The organism is Devosia sp. 1566 (assembly GCF_004005995.1).
Lineage (GTDB): Bacteria > Pseudomonadota > Alphaproteobacteria > Rhizobiales > Devosiaceae > Devosia.
On record NZ_CP034767.1, the window covers coordinates 2576525 to 2595790 of the forward strand.

Annotated in this window: 15 protein-coding genes; 8 read left to right on the plus strand and 7 right to left on the minus strand. The window is 65.0% G+C overall.

Annotated features, from left to right (window positions below; genetic code table 11):
- Positions 1 to 276: 276 nt before the first annotated feature.
- Together ELX51_RS12440 and ELX51_RS12445 are read right to left on the minus strand one after the other, a co-directional pair.
- A complete protein-coding gene (locus ELX51_RS12440; RefSeq protein ID WP_127753822.1) occupies positions 277 to 4608 on the minus strand; it encodes a translocation/assembly module TamB domain-containing protein in 4332 nt (1443 codons plus the stop codon).
- Positions 4608 to 6593, minus strand: coding sequence for an autotransporter assembly complex family protein (locus ELX51_RS12445; protein ID WP_127753823.1), 1986 nt, complete (start codon positions 6591 to 6593; stop codon positions 4608 to 4610). Before ELX51_RS12445 ends, ELX51_RS12440 begins: the two co-directional genes overlap by 1 nt.
- Before the next feature lie 243 nt (positions 6594 to 6836).
- On the opposite strand from ELX51_RS12445, the gene ELX51_RS12450 reads away from it, so the two are divergent.
- The 5 genes from ELX51_RS12450 to ELX51_RS12470 all read left to right on the plus strand — a co-directional run bounded on the left by ELX51_RS12450 (position 6837) and on the right by ELX51_RS12470 (position 12198).
- Positions 6837 to 7613 carry an SDR family NAD(P)-dependent oxidoreductase gene (locus ELX51_RS12450; RefSeq protein ID WP_127753824.1) on the plus strand — a complete coding sequence of 259 codons (777 nt, stop codon included), beginning with the start codon at positions 6837 to 6839 and terminating at the stop codon, positions 7611 to 7613.
- Between the two features lie 71 nt (positions 7614 to 7684).
- A complete protein-coding gene (locus ELX51_RS12455) occupies positions 7685 to 8581 on the plus strand; it encodes an aromatic ring-hydroxylating dioxygenase subunit alpha (protein WP_127753825.1) in 897 nt (298 codons plus the stop codon).
- A 47-nt stretch (positions 8582 to 8628) separates the two neighbouring features.
- Complete coding sequence (locus ELX51_RS12460) at positions 8629 to 9123, plus strand: DUF1801 domain-containing protein (protein ID WP_127753826.1); 495 nt, start codon at positions 8629 to 8631, stop codon at positions 9121 to 9123.
- 495 nt (positions 9124 to 9618) lie between these two features.
- Positions 9619 to 11382, plus strand: a complete 1764-nt coding sequence (locus ELX51_RS12465) for a Rieske 2Fe-2S domain-containing protein (protein ID WP_127753827.1) — start codon at positions 9619 to 9621, stop codon at positions 11380 to 11382.
- Positions 11383 to 11541: 159 nt separating this feature from the next.
- On the plus strand, positions 11542 to 12198 hold the full coding sequence (locus tag ELX51_RS12470; RefSeq protein WP_127753828.1) for a glutathione S-transferase family protein: 657 nt from the start codon (positions 11542 to 11544) through the stop codon (positions 12196 to 12198).
- A gap of 103 nt (positions 12199 to 12301) precedes the next feature.
- Here ELX51_RS12470 and ELX51_RS12475 read toward each other — a convergent pair whose 3' ends face one another.
- From ELX51_RS12475 to epmA, 3 genes are read right to left on the minus strand one after another with little or no spacing between them, the layout of a single operon-like run.
- On the minus strand, positions 12302 to 12583 hold the full coding sequence (locus tag ELX51_RS12475) for a hypothetical protein (protein WP_127753829.1): 282 nt from the start codon (positions 12581 to 12583) through the stop codon (positions 12302 to 12304).
- Between the two features lie 19 nt (positions 12584 to 12602).
- Entirely contained in the window at positions 12603 to 13652 is a 1050-nt protein-coding gene (locus tag ELX51_RS12480) for a lysine-2,3-aminomutase-like protein (protein ID WP_127753830.1), read from the minus strand.
- On the minus strand, positions 13649 to 14704 hold the full coding sequence (epmA, locus tag ELX51_RS12485; RefSeq protein WP_206524748.1) for an EF-P lysine aminoacylase EpmA: 1056 nt from the start codon (positions 14702 to 14704) through the stop codon (positions 13649 to 13651). The genes ELX51_RS12480 and epmA overlap by 4 nt, the downstream gene beginning before the upstream one ends.
- Before the next feature lie 155 nt (positions 14705 to 14859).
- On the opposite strand from epmA, the gene efp reads away from it, so the two are divergent.
- Positions 14860 to 15429, plus strand: a complete 570-nt coding sequence (gene efp / locus ELX51_RS12490) for an elongation factor P (RefSeq protein WP_127753832.1) — start codon at positions 14860 to 14862, stop codon at positions 15427 to 15429.
- A 53-nt stretch (positions 15430 to 15482) separates the two neighbouring features.
- On the opposite strand, the gene ELX51_RS12495 is transcribed toward efp, so the two are convergent.
- The gene (locus ELX51_RS12495; protein ID WP_127753833.1) at positions 15483 to 15710 is read right to left on the minus strand and encodes a DUF2934 domain-containing protein; all 228 of its coding nucleotides are present in this window, start codon (positions 15708 to 15710) and stop codon (positions 15483 to 15485) included.
- Between the two features lie 179 nt (positions 15711 to 15889).
- Positions 15890 to 16615 (minus strand): Crp/Fnr family transcriptional regulator, encoded by a 726-nt coding sequence (locus tag ELX51_RS12500; protein WP_127753834.1) that lies wholly within the window; start codon positions 16613 to 16615, stop codon positions 15890 to 15892.
- Between the two features lie 106 nt (positions 16616 to 16721).
- Here ELX51_RS12500 and ELX51_RS12505 point away from each other — a divergent pair, with 106 nt between their 5' ends.
- The gene (locus ELX51_RS12505) at positions 16722 to 17501 is read left to right on the plus strand and encodes an SDR family oxidoreductase (RefSeq protein ID WP_127753835.1); all 780 of its coding nucleotides are present in this window, start codon (positions 16722 to 16724) and stop codon (positions 17499 to 17501) included.
- Positions 17502 to 17791: 290 nt separating this feature from the next.
- Positions 17792 to 19102: a sugar ABC transporter substrate-binding protein gene (locus tag ELX51_RS12510; RefSeq protein WP_127753836.1), complete on the plus strand. Its 1311-nt coding sequence runs from the start codon at positions 17792 to 17794 to the stop codon at positions 19100 to 19102.
- The last annotated feature ends 164 nt before the right edge of the window (positions 19103 to 19266 follow it).

Here is a 19266-nt window from a genome sequence, read left to right on the forward strand (position 1 = left end):
GGCAACAGCCGGCCCTCGCCTCACAGCAATCGGTCAAGGGCTTGAACCCGCCCGCGACCGCGATTGTCACCCCCGGCCTTGAGCCAGGGCCCATCCTGATCTTGCAGAGGGCGCCCCTATACAACGCCCTCCACGGCACCAAAGCTAAGGGCGAACCCTCCCCTCCCCCTTAAGGGGACGGGGGTGCGGGTCCCTCAGCAACGCTCCTTCCCGGCCCCGGCACTGAGCCGGAGCCCATCACGAGATCGCTCGGCCAACCAACACAGGCAAGCCCCCTCAATAATCCTTCTCGTAATACACCCCGAGCGCGGATTCGCCGTTCTGTCCAGCAGCGCCCGTCACCTTGAGGTCGTCAGTCACATCGAGATTGATCGTCACCCGGCTCTGCCCGCCGGCACCAGCCTGCACGCCCAGATACACATTGTCCTGGATATAAGTGCCGGCTTGCACGGCCACATTGCCTTCCGCGTCGGTGACCACATCGAGATCATCGAGCCCGGCAGCACCGCGCAAGGAGTCCACGAGGCCTCCACCGCCGCCGCCCATCAGTTCGGCCGCCGCGCCCGCCAGCCGCGCCAGCTGCAGCGGCGACAGTTCACCCATAGAGCGTTTGAAGATTAGCCGCGCCAGCACTTCATCCTGCGGCAACACCGGATTGGAGGTGAAGGTCACCTCGACATCCGACACCCGGCCTGCGACCGTAACGAACACCGTAATGTCGTCGCCCTCGGTGCTCGCGACAAAATTGATCACGGGATCCAGATCGCCCACCAGCGTGACAATGCCGCTATCAAACACGATGCGTTGACCCAAAAGGCTCAACCGCCCGCGATTGAGCTCGAACGCCCCCACCGGCTGGATATCGTTGAGCGGTCCGGTGAGCCGCACCGTGCCCCCCACTTCCGCATCAAGCCCGCGGCCGCGCACAAAGATCTGGTTGGGTGCGTTGACATTGACATCAAGCACGACGCCGGCTGGCCGCGTACGCGGCACCGGTACCCCGCCGCGGGTGGTCACCTCCGCCCGGGCAAGGGTTTGCGCCACATCGCGCGGCGGGCGCACATGCTCCACCTCGACCAGCGCCGCACCGCCACCGAAATTCTCGGGCACGGTGATATTGGCTTCCTCGACGAGGAGATTGCCGCTCAGCAGGGGCGAACCGGTCAGATTGCCCGTCAGTGCCAGATCGCCCGATGCGGTCGCCACGAACAGGTCGCCATCGGCGTAACGGGCCGAACGCAGCGCCAGCCGCAAATCGGCCGGGAAACCACCGGTCAGTCCCACCGTACCGGAGGCCGAAACCGTACCCCCCGTGGCGAGCTGCGCCCCAAGGCTATTGATCGCCAGCTGCGTGCCCGAAAGGCTCGCCGAGCCGGTGATCCCCACCAGCCGCAGATTGAGCTCGGGATCGACATAGCCCGCATTGCTGGTGGAAACTGAGCCGCCAAATTGCGGCGCCTGCAGGCTCCCCCTCACTTGGGCGTCAAGTTGCACCGTGCCGCTCAACTGCGCGCCGCGATCGGCGACGAAGCGGTTGGCCAGGGTCAGCGGCGCCGCGCCCTGCAAGCGCAGATCGAGCCCCTCGCCCGCCAGCGGCACGCTGCCGCTGCCCGAAACGGTCAACCCGCCCGCGCCATTGGCCTGCACCGACCCAAGCCGCACCACGCCCCCGCCAAAACTGCCTTCGGCGGTCAGCGCCAGCGGGGCCACCCCATAATCGCGGATCGCGGCTGCATTGATCCCCGCCCCGCGTGCGGTAAACTGCACCTGCGGATCGCTGCCGCTGCCGGTAATGCGGGCCTGCCCATCGAGCGTTCCCGCCAGGCCCAAATCCGGGGCCACCGCATTGGCAATCGACAGCGGCAGGGAATTGACCTCGAGCGCAATGTCGAGCACGTCCCCGGCCGAGCCGGTCGCTGTGATCGAGCCCGAACCCACATCGAAGCGCACGGCCTGCAACGCAACATTGTTGCCGCTCACCTGCAGCACGGTTGGCTGCGCCAGGCGCGCCGAAAGTTCCCCTTGCGCCAGTTGCGCCCGATCGAGCGCCAGCCGATAGCCGCCCTCCACCGGAGCCAGCGATCCCGCCACGTCCACATCGGTGCCCGTCGCCAGCCGCGCCTGTGCGTCAAACGCGGTGGTGTCGCCGGTCTGGTTCGCCGTCGCCTCAAGGGTCTGGATCGTCACCCCCGCGGCCGCGACCGTGCTCGCATTAACCCGGCCATCAACCGCCGGCACCCCAAAGAGATCACCCATCTCGGCGGTAAAATCAGCGGCGCCTACCTGAATATCGTTGATCCGAAGGCCGGAGACATCGCCATTGACGCTGGCATTCTGCTTGCCATCAACACCCGACAACACTGCCCGAGCATTGATCGCGCCGCGCGCTTCCACCAGCGCCAGCGCTGCCGCCACCGAAATATCGGGCGCCGCAACCACGAGATCACCATCGATCAGCCCGCTGGCCACATTGCGCACCAGCCCGCCAGTGATTTCCGCGCCCACAGTCTGGAACGCAATGTTGCGTAGAGCCTGGGTATCGGCATTCACATCCACATCGGCCCCGAGGCTCGAGCGGTGTCCGTCAACGAAAGCGGTGCCGGTAACGGCGCCCGCGAGCCGCGCGTCCTGGTATTGCCCGGCAAAGCCCAGCGCCGCTTCGCGCAAGGGCCGTCCGGCCAGCGTGCCGCTCGGAATGGTGGCGTCAAGATCAAGCGCAATCACGCCCTCCTGGCCCTTGGCGGTGCCCACGACACTGAGCGCGCCGGTTGCTTCGGGCGAGAGCAGCGCCAGGTCGGCCAAGCCGAGATTGAAGGTGAAATCGGCCGCGCTGGACGAGAAGGTGCCGTCCGCCAGTACCTGCACCTGCTGGTTGGCGATGCGGAATTCCTTGGCGGTCAGCCCCGCCTCGGTGCGCGCCACCAGGCCGGACAGGGCAACCTCGCCCTGCAACAGATTGTCTGCCAACTCGTCATCGATCTTCAGATCGCGCCCGGTGCCGTCGAGTTCGAGCGTGAACACCCCGGTCACCGGCATGACGCTGCCGGTCGCCCGCAGCGTCAGCCCGCCATCGAGCTCCCGCCCAGCCAGTCCCGAGAACGGCGCAATGCTGGCCGTTTCGATCGCGATGTCGCCGGTAAAATCGAGGCCCGAAATGGTGCCCGACAGCGCCGCTGTCAGGGCTTCCCCGACAACGCGCAACTCGGCCAGCTCAACGGGCTGGCCGGCATTCCATAGGCCCGCAATGCCAACGCCGATCCCGTTGCCCAGCGCCGCTTCCACCTCGGGCGATGCTGCAATGCCGCCCAGCGTGCCATCGCCATTAAAGGTCAGGCGGCGAGTGGCCGGGTCGGACAGATTGGCCGCAACGCCACCTAGATTGAACGCCAGCGTATCCGCTGCAAAGCCCTCGGTCGCGTATTGCGTTACCGAAAAGCTCGAACTCCAGTCCTCGCTGTCGCCCACCCCGTAATCCACTGCGAGCACGGCCGATTGCACCGTAGTTGCGGCGCCCGGCACCGGCAGCGTCACCGGCGCGCCTGTGCTGTCCGCGATATTGGCGCGCAGCACCAACTCACGCAGGAAATTGTCCGGCGTGGTTTGCGCCGAAGCTTCCAGCGCCAGTTGCCCGCCGCTCAGCCGCAAGCCACTGATGCTCAACCCGCCTTCCGAGCGCACCAGCGCATCGGCCGACAGCACCGATTCAGCGCCAAAGAAGGGCCGGTAGGGCTCGGCCACCAGCATCGCGAGCGGCCCGCGCACATCCAGGTCGATATTGTGGCCCTCGCCCGTCTGCGTGATCTGGGCGCCGCCCGACAGCGCGGTTTGCCCATTGGCCACCAGCGTCAGCTGCGTTTGCAGCCCGGCCACCGGGCCCGATCCCGTCAGCCGCAGTTCCACCGCCGGCCGCCCATCGATGCGCAACAGATTGGCCAACACGCCGTTTTCGGGCTCCACCAGCGCGAGCGCCAGCTCGATGCTGCTGGTTTCATTGCTGTAGGCAACATCGAGATCGAGCGTTCCGCCCGGCCCGTCGAGCCGGATAATATCGAGCTGCGCATCAAGATTGCCGTCGGCCAGCGTAAACCCGCCGGCCAGCGAAATCTCGGAGGCGAGACCAAACACGTCCTCGCCAAAGCTCACCCGCGGAACGGCCAGTTCCTCGATGGTGATGGCCACAGGGAACTCGGGCACGCTGAACGGCACGGCCTCGGGGGCCGGCAGGTCGAGCTGGTCATTGGGTATGGCATTGCGCAGGTATTCGATGGAATCGGCTGCAAGCGAACGCACTTCCAGGCGCCCCAGCAGCAGCGCGCCTTGGTTCCAGTTCAGCCGCGCATTGTTGACGCGCAGCCATACGCCCTCCGCGTCGGCTATGGTGATCTCGCGGATCACCACATTGGAGCCGAGCGCCCCTTCGATATTGGACAGCTGGATCTGCCGTTCAGGGGTCGATAGCCGGTCCTGCACGAAATTGGTGATCCAGTTCTTCTGCTCTTCTTCGCCCCCGTCCTGGGACAGCGACAGCGCCGTGGCGCCAAACAGGAGCGCGAGCGCCAGAACCACAAGCGCCGCAAACCGCCGCCGAAAGAACGGGAAAAGTGCCATCAAAAGCTTTGTCCTATGCCGACATAAATGGCGTAGTCAGGGTCTTCGTCCCGCTTGTTGAGCGGCACCGCCACGTCGAGCCGCAGCGGCCCAAGGCCCGTGTAATAGCGCAGCCCGAGCCCCGCGCCCAATTGCAGGTCATCAATGCCCGGGAATTCGTCTGCGGCCACATAGCCCCCGTCGAGAAACGCCACGGCACCGATCGTGTCGGTAATCTTGGCGCGCGCTTCGATCGAGCCTTCCAGCAGATAGCGACCACCGGTGACAATCCCATCGGGGCCTTCAACGCCGATGGACTTGAACCCATAGCCACGCACCGAGCCGCCACCGCCGGCAAAGAACAGCCGGTCAGGCGGAATTTCCGCCAGGTCCGGGCCTGCCAGCAATCCGCCCTTGAGTCGCCCGGCCAAAACGAACCGCTCGTCCTCGCCAAAACCCCAATAAGCGCGCCCTTCAACCGTCAGCTGTGCCGCCGCATTGCCATAGCTCAGCTCGTAGAACGGCTCGACATTGCCCGCGAGGTAAAAGCCCCCGGTCGGATCGACCTTGTCGTCGCGCGCATCGTAAACGGCGCCCGCATAAACACCGAGCAGCGAGAAATCGCGCGTGCCGAAATCATCCTCGTAGCGGCCCCGCTCATAGAACGTGCCGCCTTCAACGGTCAGCTGATCCGAGAAGATATGGGTCAGCCCGACCCGCCCGGTTGCCGATGTCTCGATATAGGCTGGATTGACCGTCCGCTCGGCGGAAATTACCGCCACCAGATCCGTATCGGGCGTCCAGATCCCGGGCTTGGTGAAGGTGCCGCCAAAGAAATAGTCGAACTCTTCGGTTTCCACCGGATAAGCAATGCTCGCGACGCGCGCATCGAGCCGCAGCCGCTCGGCCTGCCCGAAGAGGTTGCGCCAAAGGTGATACCCTTCCACTCCCAGCCCATCGATGCTGGAATAGCTGGCGCCCACGCCAAAGCGGCGCCCCGGCAACTCCTGCACCAGCAATTGATAAGGCAGCAAACCATCCGCGCCCACCGCTTCGGCCGCTTCAAACCGGGCCGAACGGAACACTTCGAGCCGGTCGAGGCGCTTTTGCGCCCGGTCCAGTGTATCCGGATCGTATTCCTCACCCACTTCGATGCCGGTCTGGCGGCGCACGAACTCGGGGTCCATCCGCTCGGTACCCGATACGGTGATGTCACCAAACCCGGCATGCTGGCCCGGATCCACCGTGATCGCCACATCTACCGTGCGTGTCGCGTGATCGGCCACGACCTCGCGGCTGCGAATCTGCGCCTTGGGGTAGCCTTGCTCCTGCCAAGCCTCGATAGCTAGTTTTTCAGCCGCGAGAATGACGCTCGACTTGGCCACCTCACCGGACCCAAAGCCGCGCTCCTCGGGCAGCTCCACCAGATCCGCGGGATCGCTGGTCAAGGGCGCTTCGTTGACCACTGCGACGCGGTTGAAGTTGAACAACGGGCCGGGATCCACGGTAATAACGACCCCGACGGGGTCAGGCAGCGACACGTCAGGCGCAAGATCGCTCGCTTCGCGTCCCGCCACGAGGACATGGACCGTGCCGCCGTAATAACCTTCATTATAAAGCGCGGCGATGATCCGTCGGTAATCGCCCCGCGCCTTGGCCAGCAACCCGGCTGCACCTGAAGCAGGCTCGTCCGCATCGGCCACGAGAGCCGAGGCATTGCGTACCGCGCTTTCCACCTCCCCTTCGCCCGCGACGGTGACCTCGACCGTATAGGGCTGCGGATCGGCAATCACCGCCTCGGCATCCGCCTCCGTCTGGTCTTCAAACAGCTTGATGCCGAAAATCTCGAACGCGGCAGCCGCCGGCACAAACACCGGCCCGGCTAAGGCCGCAGCAAGACAAAGGGCGCTTAAACTCGTTACAATCCGCGCGTTTTGCAGTGAACCCGCCCCCAGTTCGCCTGCGCCGCCACCAAGATTGGTCGCCCGCGCCAGGCCTTCGCTCATCGTCCCGCACCGGCCAGACAGGCCTGCAGCAAGCCTGTTTACCTTACCGGGCAGTGTAGAGCGACCCCAGCGCCGGAACAACCGGTCCGCGCAATTTGTTCCTAATTGTGACCACCGGAGTTGCCGATTCGCCGCACCCCCTGAAGACATGGTTAGCACCGGGTTAACGCCGCCCGCCCGCTTGACCCCTGCCGCGGCCCAGTCCACGTTCCCGGCTCGCCCACACCATTTGTAGGACCCCTCATGTACCAGATGCTCGACCCCACGCGCTTTGTTGTCTTCATCACCGGCGCGACCTCGGGCTTTGGCGCGGCAGCTGCCCGCCGCTATGTCGCTGCGGGCGCCAAGGTCATTGCCACCGGCCGCCGCACTGAGCGCCTCAAAGCCCTGCGCGACGAATTGGGTGCAGAGAACTGCCACATTATCACCCTCGACATTCGCGACCGCGCTGCGCTTGAGGCCGCCATTGCCGCCCTGCCCGCGCCCTTTGCCGGCATCAACATCGTCATCGCCAATGCCGGCCTTGCCCTCGGGCTCCAGCCCGCCGCCCAAACCGATATCGCCGACTGGGACACCATGGTCGCGACCAATATCAACGGCCTGATGTATACGGTCCGCGCCCTCCTGCCCGGCCTCATCGCGCGCGGGGGCGGCCACATCGTCACCCTGGGCTCGGTCGCCGGCGATTACCCATATCCCGGCGGCAGCGTTTATGGCGCGACCAAGGCCTTCGTGAAACAATTCGCCCTCAACCTGCGCTCCGATGTGCAGGGCAAGCAGGTGCGCGTCACCAATATCGAGCCGGGCCTGACCGCAACCGAGTTTTCCCTCGTGCGCTTCAAGGGCGACGAAGCCCAGGCCGGCAAGCCCTACCAGGGCACCCAGCCCATGACCGCCGAGGACATCGCCGAGTCCATCTTCTGGACCACGACCCTGCCCGCCCATGTCAACGTCAACCGCCTCCAGCTCATGGCCACCACCCAGGCCTTTGCGCCCTTCGACATCTACCGCGAAAGCTGATCGCCCCGCCCCAACTTGGCACCGCGCCAGCCAGCGCTTATGCTGGCGCGGTCTTCCCCCTGGATCTGCCCATGTCTTCGCCCATCGATCGCACGACCCTCGACCTCTGGCACGTCATTGCCGCCACCGATGAAGTGCCCCAGGGCCTTGTGGAAACCACCATGCTCCTTGGCCAAAAGCTCGCGCTCACCCGCGATGCCGCGGGCAATCCCGTGGTCTGGCGCCGCACCGATGAAGAGCAAGGCGACGAGATCGATCCCGCCGAAATCACCGAGCGCCTGCCCGTGCGCACCGGCTATGGCTATACCTGGACCAGCCTTGGCACCCCGTCCGCCGAGCTCTTCCCCATCCCCGAATACAGCGAGCCTGACCGCGTCAACATGAGCTGCGGCTCCATCGGCATCCATGTCTCGGCCCCGCGCGCCGTCGAGAACTTCCTCGATATGGGCCACTTCCCCTATGTCCACACCGATATCCTCGGCTCCGAGCCCCATACCGAGGTCAAGGAATACGACGTGGAAGTGTCCGAAGAACGCGACGAGGTGCTCGCCACCCGCTGCCGCTTCTTCCAGCCCCGCGCCGCCCTCTCGGCGACCGAAGGCATCGAGGTCGAGTATGTCTATCGCGTCCCCCACCCCTTCTGCTCGGTGCTCTACAAATCCTGCCCCGAGGATGAATCGCGCCGCGACGTGATCGGCATTTTCCTGCAGCCCGTGACCGAGGAAAGCTGCCGCGCCCATCTGTTGCAATCGATGATCGACTCGACCTCCACCATCACCGATCTGCGCCGCTTCCAGCAGACCATTTTCGGCCAGGACAAGCCGATCCTCGAAAACCAGTTCCCCAAGCGCCTGCCGCTCGATCCCCGCGCCGAAACCCCCATCCGCGCCGATAAATCCGCCATCGCCTATCGCCGCTGGCTCAGCCAAAAAGGCATCACCTACGGCACCATTCCCGTCGCGGGATAAGTGGGGAACACCGAAGGCGAGACGGCGCACGCTAAGAGGAGACAACAATGTCACCAGTCAAGCAGTCGTCTCCCTCCCCCCTGAGGGGAGGGATCAAGGGTGGGGGTTCAGGCCCGTCCGCAACTCCTCAAGCAACGGGCGAACCAAAACTCCTCTCCGGCGGTAATCCCCAAATCCCCAAAGGCCACGGCAACGAGCCAATCCAGGCCTACCTCGCCGCCATGCCCGGCTGGAAGCGCGCCGTCGGCGAGCAACTCGATAGCCTGATCACGGCCGCCCTTCCCGGCGTCTACAAGGCCGTCAAATGGAACTCCCCCCTTTACGGCGCCGCCGAAGGTCGCTGGTTCCTCTCGCTCCATTGCTTCAACAAATACGTCAAGGTGACCTTCTTTGACGGCCACGCCCTGACCCCGCCCCCGCCGGTCGTCTCCACCCAACCCAAGGTCCGCGCCTACCATATCGGCGAACACGACCCCATCGACCCCGCCCAGTTCACCGCCTGGATCCACCAGGCCGCCCAACTCCCCGGCGAAAAGATGTAATCGGGCTGAGCCCCTTCTTCACCCTCCCCCTCCCGGGGAGGGCCGGGGTGGGGGACGCGAGCCCCGGACCTCAGTGCTCGACCGAAACCATCCGTCCGAGAGCCATCGGCCCCATCGCCTCCCTCCCCCTTGAGGGGAGGGATCGAGGGTGGGGGTTCAGGCCCCTCCGCGGTCCGGATTTCGAAGCAAAGCACATATTCAGCACTTCCAGCTCCCCCAACGCCATCCGCTTCTGCCCTTCCCTCCCCCTTGAGGGGAGGGACCGAGGGAGGGGGTCCCTCAGTCACTCACCGCGCCACCCCCTCCCGACCCCCTCTCCTCAATCGGGATCACAGCCCCGCCGACAACCGCCCCTGCGACCCTCTTTCTTCACCCGCCCCCTTGTGAACAGCCCCGCCCTAAGGGTAACCCTCACCAAGGTCTCCCGTACGCCAGGAGAGCCCCGCCTGTTTGCCCCCGATCGTGGCGCGATCCCCACTTGCCCTGGGTTGACCCATGCCCCTAGACCTCGACGACACCACCTGGCATCCCATCGCCTCGAGCGATGACCTGCCCTTCCGCCATGTCTATCAGGGCCAGCTGCTGGGCCGCGAACTGGCCGTCTGGCGGGCCGATGACGGCAATGTCAATGTCTGGGAAAACCGCTGCCTACACCGTGGCGTACGCCTCTCGATCGGCATCAACGAGGGCGCCGAACTGAAATGCCAGTATCATGGCTGGCGCTATGCCAATCGCTCGGCCGGCTGCACCTATATCCCCGCCCATCCGGCCGACGCGCCGGCCCGCCGCATCACCAACCGCACCTATCCCGCCCATGAGGCCTTTGGCCTCGTCTGGTCCGCCGCGGCCGACGCCCAGCCCTTTGCCCCATTTGCCGGCAGCGATGGCGCCGACTGGGTCGCGCTGCGCCCCGTCCCTCTGAACGCCGCCCCCCAAGACGTAGCGATCGCTTTGGAAAAATACCGCTTCCAGCCAGCCGAGGCGCTGGATGGCGAAGCCGCCCGCACCATGATCGAGCGCCTGTCGCCCCTTTCGATCCGCCTCACCGCCCAGTCGGGTGAGGTCATCGAGCGCGCCGTGTTCTTTGTGCAGCCCGTCGACGCCGGCCGCGCCGTGATCCGGGGCCTTATCGAAGGCTCGCCCGCCCACCCTCTTGCCGTGCTGCGCCACCACAACGAGCGCCTCACCCAGCTGCGCGACCGCGTCGAGCGCGCCGCCCGCCGCAAGCCCGCGCCCGAGCCGCTGCAGCCCGCCTTCGCCCCGGTCTCGGCCGAGCTTTCCACCATGCCCGATATCGCCGTGCCGCGCGGCAACACCCTGCGCGTCGTGGTCAAGCGCAAGTGGGACAGCGCCGATGGCATCGTCGCCTTTGAGCTCGCGGCGCTCGATGGCGGCCACCTGCCAACCTTCCAGCCCGGCGCCCATATCGATCTGCACCTCCCCAACGGCCTCGTCCGGCAATACTCCATCACCAATGGCCCGGGCGACCTGCTCAGCTACACCATCGGCGTCAAGCGCGAGAGCGCCTCCAAGGGTGGCTCGCAGATCCTCATCGAAAGCGTCAGGGAGGGTGACGTGCTGGCCATCAGCGAGCCGCGCAACAACTTCCCGCTGCGCCGCGACGCCACCCGCACCGTCCTCATCGCCGGCGGCGTCGGCATCACGCCGATCCTCTCCATGGCGCGTTTCCTCGACAAGTCCCACCTGCCCTATGAGCTGCATTACTTCGTGCGCCAGGGCGAACATGCCGCCTTCCGCGAGGAGCTGGGGCAGTTGGCGGGCAAGATCACCACTCACATCGGTCTTTCGCGCGAAGACAGTGGCCGCACTATTGCCGGGGCGCTCGGCCACTGGAGCCGCGCCCAGCATGTTTACATCTGCGGCCCCGCATCCATGCTCGAAACCGTGCGCACCACCGCCGCGGCCCAGGGCTGGCCCGACGAGTCCGTGCATTTCGAATATTTCAAGAACGACAAGGTCATCGACCAGTCCTCGGCCTTCGAGGTGGAACTCGCCCGCTCGGCCATGACCCTGCAGATCCCAGCCGGCAAGACCATTCTCGAAGTGATGCGCGAAGCGGGTCTGCAAACCCCCAGCTCGTGCGAACAAGGCGCCTGCGGCACTTGCCTCACCGGTGTGATCGAAGGCGAGGTCGACCACCAGGACGTCTATCTCAACGAAACCGAAAAACGCTCCAACCGCGCCATCCTCACCTGCGTCAGCCGCGCCAAGGGCAAGCGGCTGGTGCTGGATATCTGATGTGAACACCAAAGCGGCAGCCTGCGTCTCCCTCCCCCTTGAGGGGAGGGATCAAGGGTGGGGGTTCCGGCCCTGCAACCGCCTCGATGCCTGCGGACCTGCCCGAAGCCCCACCCTAACCCTCCCCTCAAGGGGGAGGGAAAAGACCGAGCCCCAGCCATGACCATCACGCTTTACGATTTCGAGCTCTCCGGCAATTGTTACAAGCTGCGCTTGCTGATGAGCATTCTTGGCCTACGCTATGACATCGTGCCGGTGGACTTCTTCCCCGGCCGCCAGCACAAATCCGAATGGTTCTTGCGCCTCAACCCTTTCGGCCAGCTGCCCGTGCTGGTCGATGACGGCCTCACGCTTTCCGACTCCGGCGCCATCCTCGCCTATCTCGCCAAAAAGTATGACGCCTCCGGCCAGTGGTTCCCCGAGGACCCTGCGCTCACTGCCGAAATCCTGCGTTGGCACGCCGTGGCCGATGACATCACCGCCACCAGTTCCGCCGCCCGCCTGGCGCTCGGCTACGGCTATGATTTCGACATCGAGAAATCCCAGGCCGGCGCCCACCGCATCTTCCGCATCATGGACGAGCATCTCTGGTTCGGCGAACGCGAAGGGCGCGACTGGCTGTGCTCGCCCGCCCACCCGACCACCGCCGACATCGCCTGCTTTCCTTATGTGATGCTGTCCGAGGAAGGGGGCATCAGCCGCGCCGATTACCCAGCCCTGCGCCGCTGGAGCGACCGCGTCCGCCGCATCCCCGGTTTCGTGGTCATGTCCGGCATCTTCCCCGCCGGCCGCCCGCTTGAAACGGTCCAGCAGTAAGCCCCTTTCTTCACCTCCCCCTCAACGGGGGAGGCCAGAAGCGGGGGAGGCGAGTCTCCGACCGCCTTGACTGGGTAAGCCGAAGGTGGCCATGCGCCTTCCCTCAATAGCGCACGCCCCGCTTGGCCTTGATCTGCGCAATCCGTTCGGCGTCGCTCGCCTGCAAAAACCGCCCGCGCTCGAGCAGTTCAAGCGTATATTCTTCATAGGTCAGCCCGAGCAGCGCCGCCCGTTCCGCCCGCATCCGCGCGATTTCCATCGGCACGCCGTAAAAGGCCTGCTGCTTGGCCGCCTTCCATTCGAAATAGGTGCCGATGGAGCCATTGCCCCATTCATGCTCGAGCTCGTCCAGCGGCGGCCCGCCATTGCCCTCTTTGCCAGCCAATTACGCCTCGCGCCGTGATCTATCCGGCAGGCGGATAGCGATGCTCCTGCCCCTGCCAGTCCCGCACCGTAAAGCATCCATCACCGCCGGCAATCGCCGCTTTACCGATATCAGCCTTGCCATGGCCGCCGGGCAGGTCGAGCACATAGGTGGGCTGCGCCAGCCCGGAAATGCGCCCGCGCAACGCTGCCACCAGCGCCTGCCCCTCCTCGATGCCGACCCGGAAGTGGCTCGTCCCTGGCGCGAGGTCCGGGTGGTGCAGATAATAGGGCTTGATCCGGTTCTCGACAAAACAGCGCATCAGCGCGGCCAGTGTTTCCACGTCGTCGTTCACGCCCTTGAGCAGCACCGATTGGCTGACGAGCACAATGCCGCCATCGGCCATCCGCGCCACCGCCGCGCGCGCTCCTGGGGTGAACTCCCGGGAATGATTGGCATGCACGGCAAGATACGTGGTCTTGCCGCTCGCCTTGAGCGCCGCGATCAGTTCAGCATCCACCCGCCCCGGCTCCACCACCGGCACCCGCGTATGAAACCGCACCACCCGCACATGGGCGATCTCGGCCAGCTTCTCGGTGATCGCCCGCAGCCGCCGGGGCGACAGCACCAGCGGATCGCCCCCGGTCAGGATCACTTCCCAGATCTCGTCATGCGCGCGGATATAATCGAGCGCCCGCTCCAGCGCTTCGGGCGCGAGCGTCCCCAGCCCCTGCGGCCCCACCATTTCGCGCCGGAAGCAGAACCGGCAATATACCGGGCACACATGCACGGCCTTGAGCAAGACCCGGTCTGGATAGCGATGCACGATCCCCTCGACCGGCGAATGGCTGAGATCCCCGATCGGGTCGGCCCGCTCCTCGGGCGTCGTGTGCAACTCCGACAGCTGGGGGACGAACTGCGCCGCGATCGGGTCCGCCGCATCCGCCGGATCGATCAGTTCCACGAGCTCAGGCGTCAGGGCAATGGCATAGCGCGCCGCCACCGCCTCGAGCCCCGCCACCGCGCCCGGCGCCACCAGCCCCGCCACCGCGAGTTCGCCCGCCGTCCGGATCGCCCGCCCTTCGCTCATGCGCCAAACTCCGCCACCGGCACCCATTGCACCAGATCGATCCGCGGCGCCCCCGTCGCCAGCATCACCAGCCGGTCGAACCCCAGGGCAATCCCGCTCGCCGCCGGCATCAGCGCCAGCGCGGCCAGAAACTCCTCGTCGATCGGGTAACGCTCCCCATAAAGGCGCTGCTTTTCATTCATCTCGGCCTCGAAGCGCTGCCGCTGCTCCTCTGGATTGGTCAATTCGCCGAACCCGTTGGCCAGCTCCACCCCACAGGCATAAAGCTCGAACCGTTCCGCCACCCGCGCATCATCCGCGCAGCGCCGCGCCAGCGCCGCTTCCGCCGCTGGATAGCGATCCAGGATCGTCACCCGCCCCAGCCCCAGATTGGGCTCGACCTTTTCGGTCAACACGAGGCTGAAGAGATAGCTCCAGCTATGCTCCGCCGGCACCTGCAGCCCCTGCCCCCGCATCTGCGCGGCCAGCGCTGCCGCATCCGTCTCACCCTCAGCGTCCATCGTCGCCAAAAGATCAATCCCGGCAAAGCGCGCAAACGCGTCCACCACGCTCAACCGCTCCGGCTCGGCGACTGGATCGGCTTCCCGCCCGCGAAACCGCAGCCGCTCTGCCCCTGTCGCCGCGACCGCCAAACGCAACAGCGCCATGCAGTCAGCCATCAGCGCGGTATAGTCCTCGCCCACCCGATACCATTCGAGCATGGTGAACTCCGGGGCATGCAGCGCCCCCCGCTCGCGATTACGCCAGACATGCCCGAGGCTGGCGATCCTGTGCTCGCCTGCCGCCAGCAGCTTTTTCATCGCAAATTCGGGCGAGGTATGCAGGAACGCGCGATGCCCCACCCCGTCATTGCCAATGGCAGTGGTCTCGAACGCATGCAGATGGGTTTCATTGCCCGGCGAGCGCTGCAAGCCCGGCGGATCCACGAGGAGAAAGTCGTGCTCGGCCAGGTATCCCCGCACCCCCGCCTCGATCCTGTTGCGCGCCAGCAGCACGGGCCGACGGTCCCGATGCAGCTCGGGCGTCCACCATGGTGATGCGGCAACTGGCAAGGATTGGCGGGGCAACTGCGCCTCTTTCATGCTCGGGGCTGGTGAATTTGCCGGATTTGGGGTATCGGGCGGCACCGAACAACCCATCCACGTCCCGGCCGGCGCTCTGTGCCAACGCTTTAGGCCGCCCGGTCGGCGTGAACAAGGAAGAAATAATGGTCAAGGTCATCGCCTCTTCGCTGCGCAAGGGCAACGTCGTCGAGCAGGACGGCAATCTGCACGTCGTCCTGACGGCTGAGAACGTGCATCCCGGCAAGGGCAACTCCATCACCAACGTCAACATGCGTCGCATCAGCGATGGCGTGAAGGTCGTTGGCCGCTGGCGCACCGTCGAAATGGTCGAAAAGGCCGACGTCGATGACCGCGAATACGACTATCTCTACTCCGATGGTGAAGGCCACCACTTCATGAACCCGGAGAACTACGAGCAGATCACGGTGGCCGATGACGTGATCGGCGACCAGAAGGCTTATCTCATCGATGGCATGAAGGTTCACCTCAAGACCTTTGAGGGTACTGCCCTTTCCATGGAATTGCCCCAGCGCCTGACCTTCGAAATCGTCGAGACCGAGCCGGTGGTGAAGGGCCAGACGGCGTCCTCCTCCTATAAGCCCGCCGTTCTCAACAATGGCCTGCGCGTCATGGTCCCGCCCCATATTGGCGCCGGCACCCGCATCGTCATCCTGACCGAAGACAATTCCTATGTGGAACGCGCCAAGGACTGATCCCTGCCGCCACTCCAGCTTACGCAGCGGGCCCCTGTTCGGGGCCCGTTTGCTTATGCGTCGTCGTCTTCGATTTCCTCGGCCACATCGCGCCAGATCTCTTCGGCGCGGCCAATGGGCGTGCCTTCCGCCAGCCAGCGGTCATAGGCCATCTGGCGCAAATGCATTTCCTTGGCCTTGACCCAGTACTCAAAGCTTCGCCCTTCCGGGCGGCCATCCTGTTCCCACAGAAAATAGGCCGTGTTCCTGACCGCCTCGGCCAGCTCGGTATTCTTCAGCATCTGATTAGTCAGTCACCCTGTGACGTTGCGAACAACCGCCAGCTCCCGCTGCCAGCGACTTGCCATATGTTAGCTTGCCACGAGCCGCTCGCGAAAGCCTTCACCTAGGTTGGTTATCGCCGATTTGATGGCGCCATGCGTCACCCTAGCTTGGTCCGGCCGCTTCGGCCCGCGCAAGCTCAGCCGCAAAGCGCCTGCAGACGCTTGAGATCGGGCACTTCGACTTGCCGGTTATGGGTCACCTCAATCACCCCGAGCTGGCGCAATTTGCTGATCTGCCGGGACACGGTTTCAAGGGTCAGCCCCAGAAAATCCCCGATATCGGCCCGCGTCAGCGGTAGCTCGAACCGGGCGCCCGCCTTGAGGTCCGCCACTGGGTCCGAGTGCGTGGCCAGCAGGTAAAGAAAGCTCGCGAGCTTTTCCTGGGCGCTCTTGCGCCCCAGCGTCACCATCCAATCTCGCGCTTCGTCCAGTTCGCGCAGCGTTTGCTGCATCAACCGATGCTCGAGCGCCGGGTTCTCCGCGATCAAGCCTTCCAGCGCCCGCTTGGGCACCACGCAAAGCTCCACCGTCGACGCCGCTTCTGCCGCCACTGCATTTTCGTATCCGAACAAGCGCCCCAGGAAATCGGGAGCAAACTGCAGCCCCACCACCTGCTGGCGACCGTCCTCCAGCACCTTGGTGAGCTTGACCACGCCGCGCATCACATTGGCATAGGACTGGATCTTGGTGCTTTCCCCGATCAGCTCGGTTCCGGGCTCGTGGCGCGCCTTGTGCGTCGCCTTGGCCAGCGCCACCAATTGCTCGGGCTCCAGCACGCCGCACATGCCCCGGTGCCGCGCTTCGCAGCTGCGGCACAGCACTGGCACGTCCGAATTGTGGATATCCTTGCGATCCGCAGCCATGCGCACTCCTGCTAAACGCTGTGTTTAGCGGCGATGCGCCCTAAAAACCAGTGGACAAGCCGTGATCCAGTCGCAACGCTGGGCTCCACTTCTGGAGGACCACAAAGTGCCCGCATCGACCCTCACCATTCCCGATCTCGCCGGCAAGGCTGTTCTGATCACCGGCGCCTCGACCGGGATCGGCGCCGCCCTCGCCCAGGCCTTTGCCCAGCAGGGCGCCCTTGTGGGCCTGCACTACAACAGCAGCGCCGACCAGGCCACCACCCTGGCCCAGTCCATCGAAGCCGCCGGCGGCACCGTCTTCCTGGTTCAGGCCGATGCGTCGCGCCAGGGTGAACTGGCTCGGGCCGTCGAAGACACCGCCGCACGATTCGGCCGCTTGGACGGGCTCATCAACAATGCCGGCGGCATGGTCGCACGCCAGCCTTATGCGGAATGGACCGACGAGCTTTATGACGCCGTCATGGACCTCAACGCCCGGTCGGTGCTCTCGGCCACCCGCGCGGCCATTCCGCACCTCAAGCGCAATGGTGGTTTCATCATTAACACCACCTCGATCGCAGCGCGCAACGGCGCCAGCAATGGCGCGGGGCTTTACGGTTCCTCCAAGGCCTTTATCGGCAATGTCACCCGCGGCATGGCCAAGGAGCTGATCCCCTTCGGCATCCGGGTCAATGCCGTGGCCCCGGGGGTGATCACCACCCCTTTCCACGAGCGCTATTCCACCCAGGCGCAGCTCGACGCCGCGCTCGCCACCATCCCGCAGGGCCGGCTGGGCGTTGCCGAGGACTGCGTCGGCGCTTATCTGTTTCTGGCCTCCGACGCCCTGTCGTCTTACATCATCGGCCAGACCATCGAGGTCAATGGCGGCCAGCTGATGCCCTGATCGACCCACCCTGCCGCACCGCATTTTTCCCGGCCGATCGCCCCCAAAGCGGTCCGCGGCGTTCATTCCAGCGCCCCAATCGAAATGCTTAGCCGCCCTCCGGAGGGCGGCGCCCAATGCATCATCAGCATTACCACAGATAAATCTGCGGATCGGCGCAATTTGCCGTAGTTTATCTCAGGCGGAAGCCATCCCTTGCCAAGCATAGCAGGCTTGACAACTAGCCACGGAAGGCGAGTACTTGCCCCATCGCCGCAGCAACAAAATTGTTGCGGCTTTGGGAGGAAACAATGCAACTCACACCCCTTTTCGTGGGCGCTTTCACACTTGCGCTCGCCGCTTCTGCATCAGCCCAAACGCTCACCATCGCGACGGTCAACAATGGCGACATGGTGCGCATGCAGGGCCTGTCGCCCGCCTTCACTGAAGAAACCGGCATTCAGCTCAATTGGGTGATCCTGGAGGAGAACACCCTGCGCCAGAACGTCACCACCGACATCGCCACCAATGGCGGGCAGTATGACGTGATGACCATCGGCACCTATGAAGCGCCGATCTGGGCGCGCCAGGGCTGGCTGGTGCCCCTCGACGTGCTGAGCGCCGATCCCGAATATGATGTCGACGACATTCTTCCCCCGGTGCGCGCGGGCCTCTCCTACGAGAACAAGCTATATGCCGCCCCGTTCTACGCGGAATCCTCCTTCATCATGTACCGCAAGGACCTGATGGAAAAAGCCGGGCTCACCATGCCCGATGCGCCCACCTGGGAGTTCGTGGGCCAGGCCGCCCGCGCCATGACCGACCGGGCCAACGACATCAACGGCATCTGCCTCCGCGGCAAGGCGGGCTGGGGCGAAAACGTCGCCTTCATCACCGCCATGGCCAATAGCTTTGGTGCCAGTTGGTTTGACGAAAACTGGCAGCCCCAATTCGATTCCCCCGAATGGAAGGAAACGCTCGACACCTATCTGGCTCTCATGGCCGATGCTGGGCCGTCCGGTGCATCCTCCAATGGCTTCAACGAAAACCTGACCTTGTTCCAGCAGGGCAAGTGCGGCATGTGGATCGACGCCACGGTCGCGGGCTCGTTCGTCACCAATCCCGACGATTCCACCGTCGCCGATCAGGTCGCCTTCGCCCTGGCGCCCGATGCCGGCCTCGGCAAACGCTCCAACTGGCTCTGGGCCTGGTCGCTGGCCATTCCCAATTCCAGCCAGCAAAAGGAAGCGGCCGAGCAGTTCATCAACTGGGCGACCAGCAAGGACTATCTCAATACCGTCGCCGCACAGGACGGCTGGGCCAACGTGCCTCCGGGCACCCGCACCTCGCTCTATGAAAACGCGGAATACTTGGAAACCGCGCCCTTTGCGCAGATGACCATCGACTCCATCAACGCCGCCGATCCGAGCAAGCCCACGGTCAATCCGGTGCCCTATACCGGCATCCAGTTCGTCGCCATTCCCGAGTTCGCTGGCATCGGCACCAATGTCGGCCAACTCTTCTCGGCCGCCCTTGCCGGCCAGATGAGCGCCGACGACGCCCTCGCCCAAGCCCAGGACGCCACCCTGCGCGACATGACCCGCGCCGGCTACATCAAGTAGGCCGGCGGCCGCCCGCTCTTCATTTCCCGCGCCCGGGCGGTTGCAAGCAAACAGCAGGGCCCCTGCGCCTCCCTCCCCCTTGAGGGGAGGGATCGAGGGTGGGGGTCCCTCGGTGGTTCACTGCACCGCCCTCAACCCACTCCTTCCCAAAGGGGAGGAAGCCA

Coding starts and splice junctions, on each gene's coding strand:
- ELX51_RS12500 (WP_127753834.1), bottom strand. CDS start 16,615: ATGGCTGCGGATCGCAAGGATATCCACAATTCGGACGTGCCAGTGCTG.
- ELX51_RS12470 (WP_127753828.1), top strand. CDS start 11,542: ATGACCATCACGCTTTACGATTTCGAGCTCTCCGGCAATTGTTACAAG.
- ELX51_RS12465 (WP_127753827.1), top strand. CDS start 9,619: ATGCCCCTAGACCTCGACGACACCACCTGGCATCCCATCGCCTCGAGC.
- ELX51_RS12450 (WP_127753824.1), top strand. CDS start 6,837: ATGTACCAGATGCTCGACCCCACGCGCTTTGTTGTCTTCATCACCGGC.
- ELX51_RS12455 (WP_127753825.1), top strand. CDS start 7,685: ATGTCTTCGCCCATCGATCGCACGACCCTCGACCTCTGGCACGTCATT.
- ELX51_RS12480 (WP_127753830.1), bottom strand. CDS start 13,652: ATGAGCGAAGGGCGGGCGATCCGGACGGCGGGCGAACTCGCGGTGGCG.
- ELX51_RS12445 (WP_127753823.1), bottom strand. CDS start 6,593: ATGAGCGAAGGCCTGGCGCGGGCGACCAATCTTGGTGGCGGCGCAGGC.
- ELX51_RS12460 (WP_127753826.1), top strand. CDS start 8,629: ATGTCACCAGTCAAGCAGTCGTCTCCCTCCCCCCTGAGGGGAGGGATC.
- efp (WP_127753832.1), top strand. CDS start 14,860: ATGGTCAAGGTCATCGCCTCTTCGCTGCGCAAGGGCAACGTCGTCGAG.
- ELX51_RS12440 (WP_127753822.1), bottom strand. CDS start 4,608: ATGGCACTTTTCCCGTTCTTTCGGCGGCGGTTTGCGGCGCTTGTGGTT.
- ELX51_RS12495 (WP_127753833.1), bottom strand. CDS start 15,710: ATGCTGAAGAATACCGAGCTGGCCGAGGCGGTCAGGAACACGGCCTAT.
- ELX51_RS12510 (WP_127753836.1), top strand. CDS start 17,792: ATGCAACTCACACCCCTTTTCGTGGGCGCTTTCACACTTGCGCTCGCC.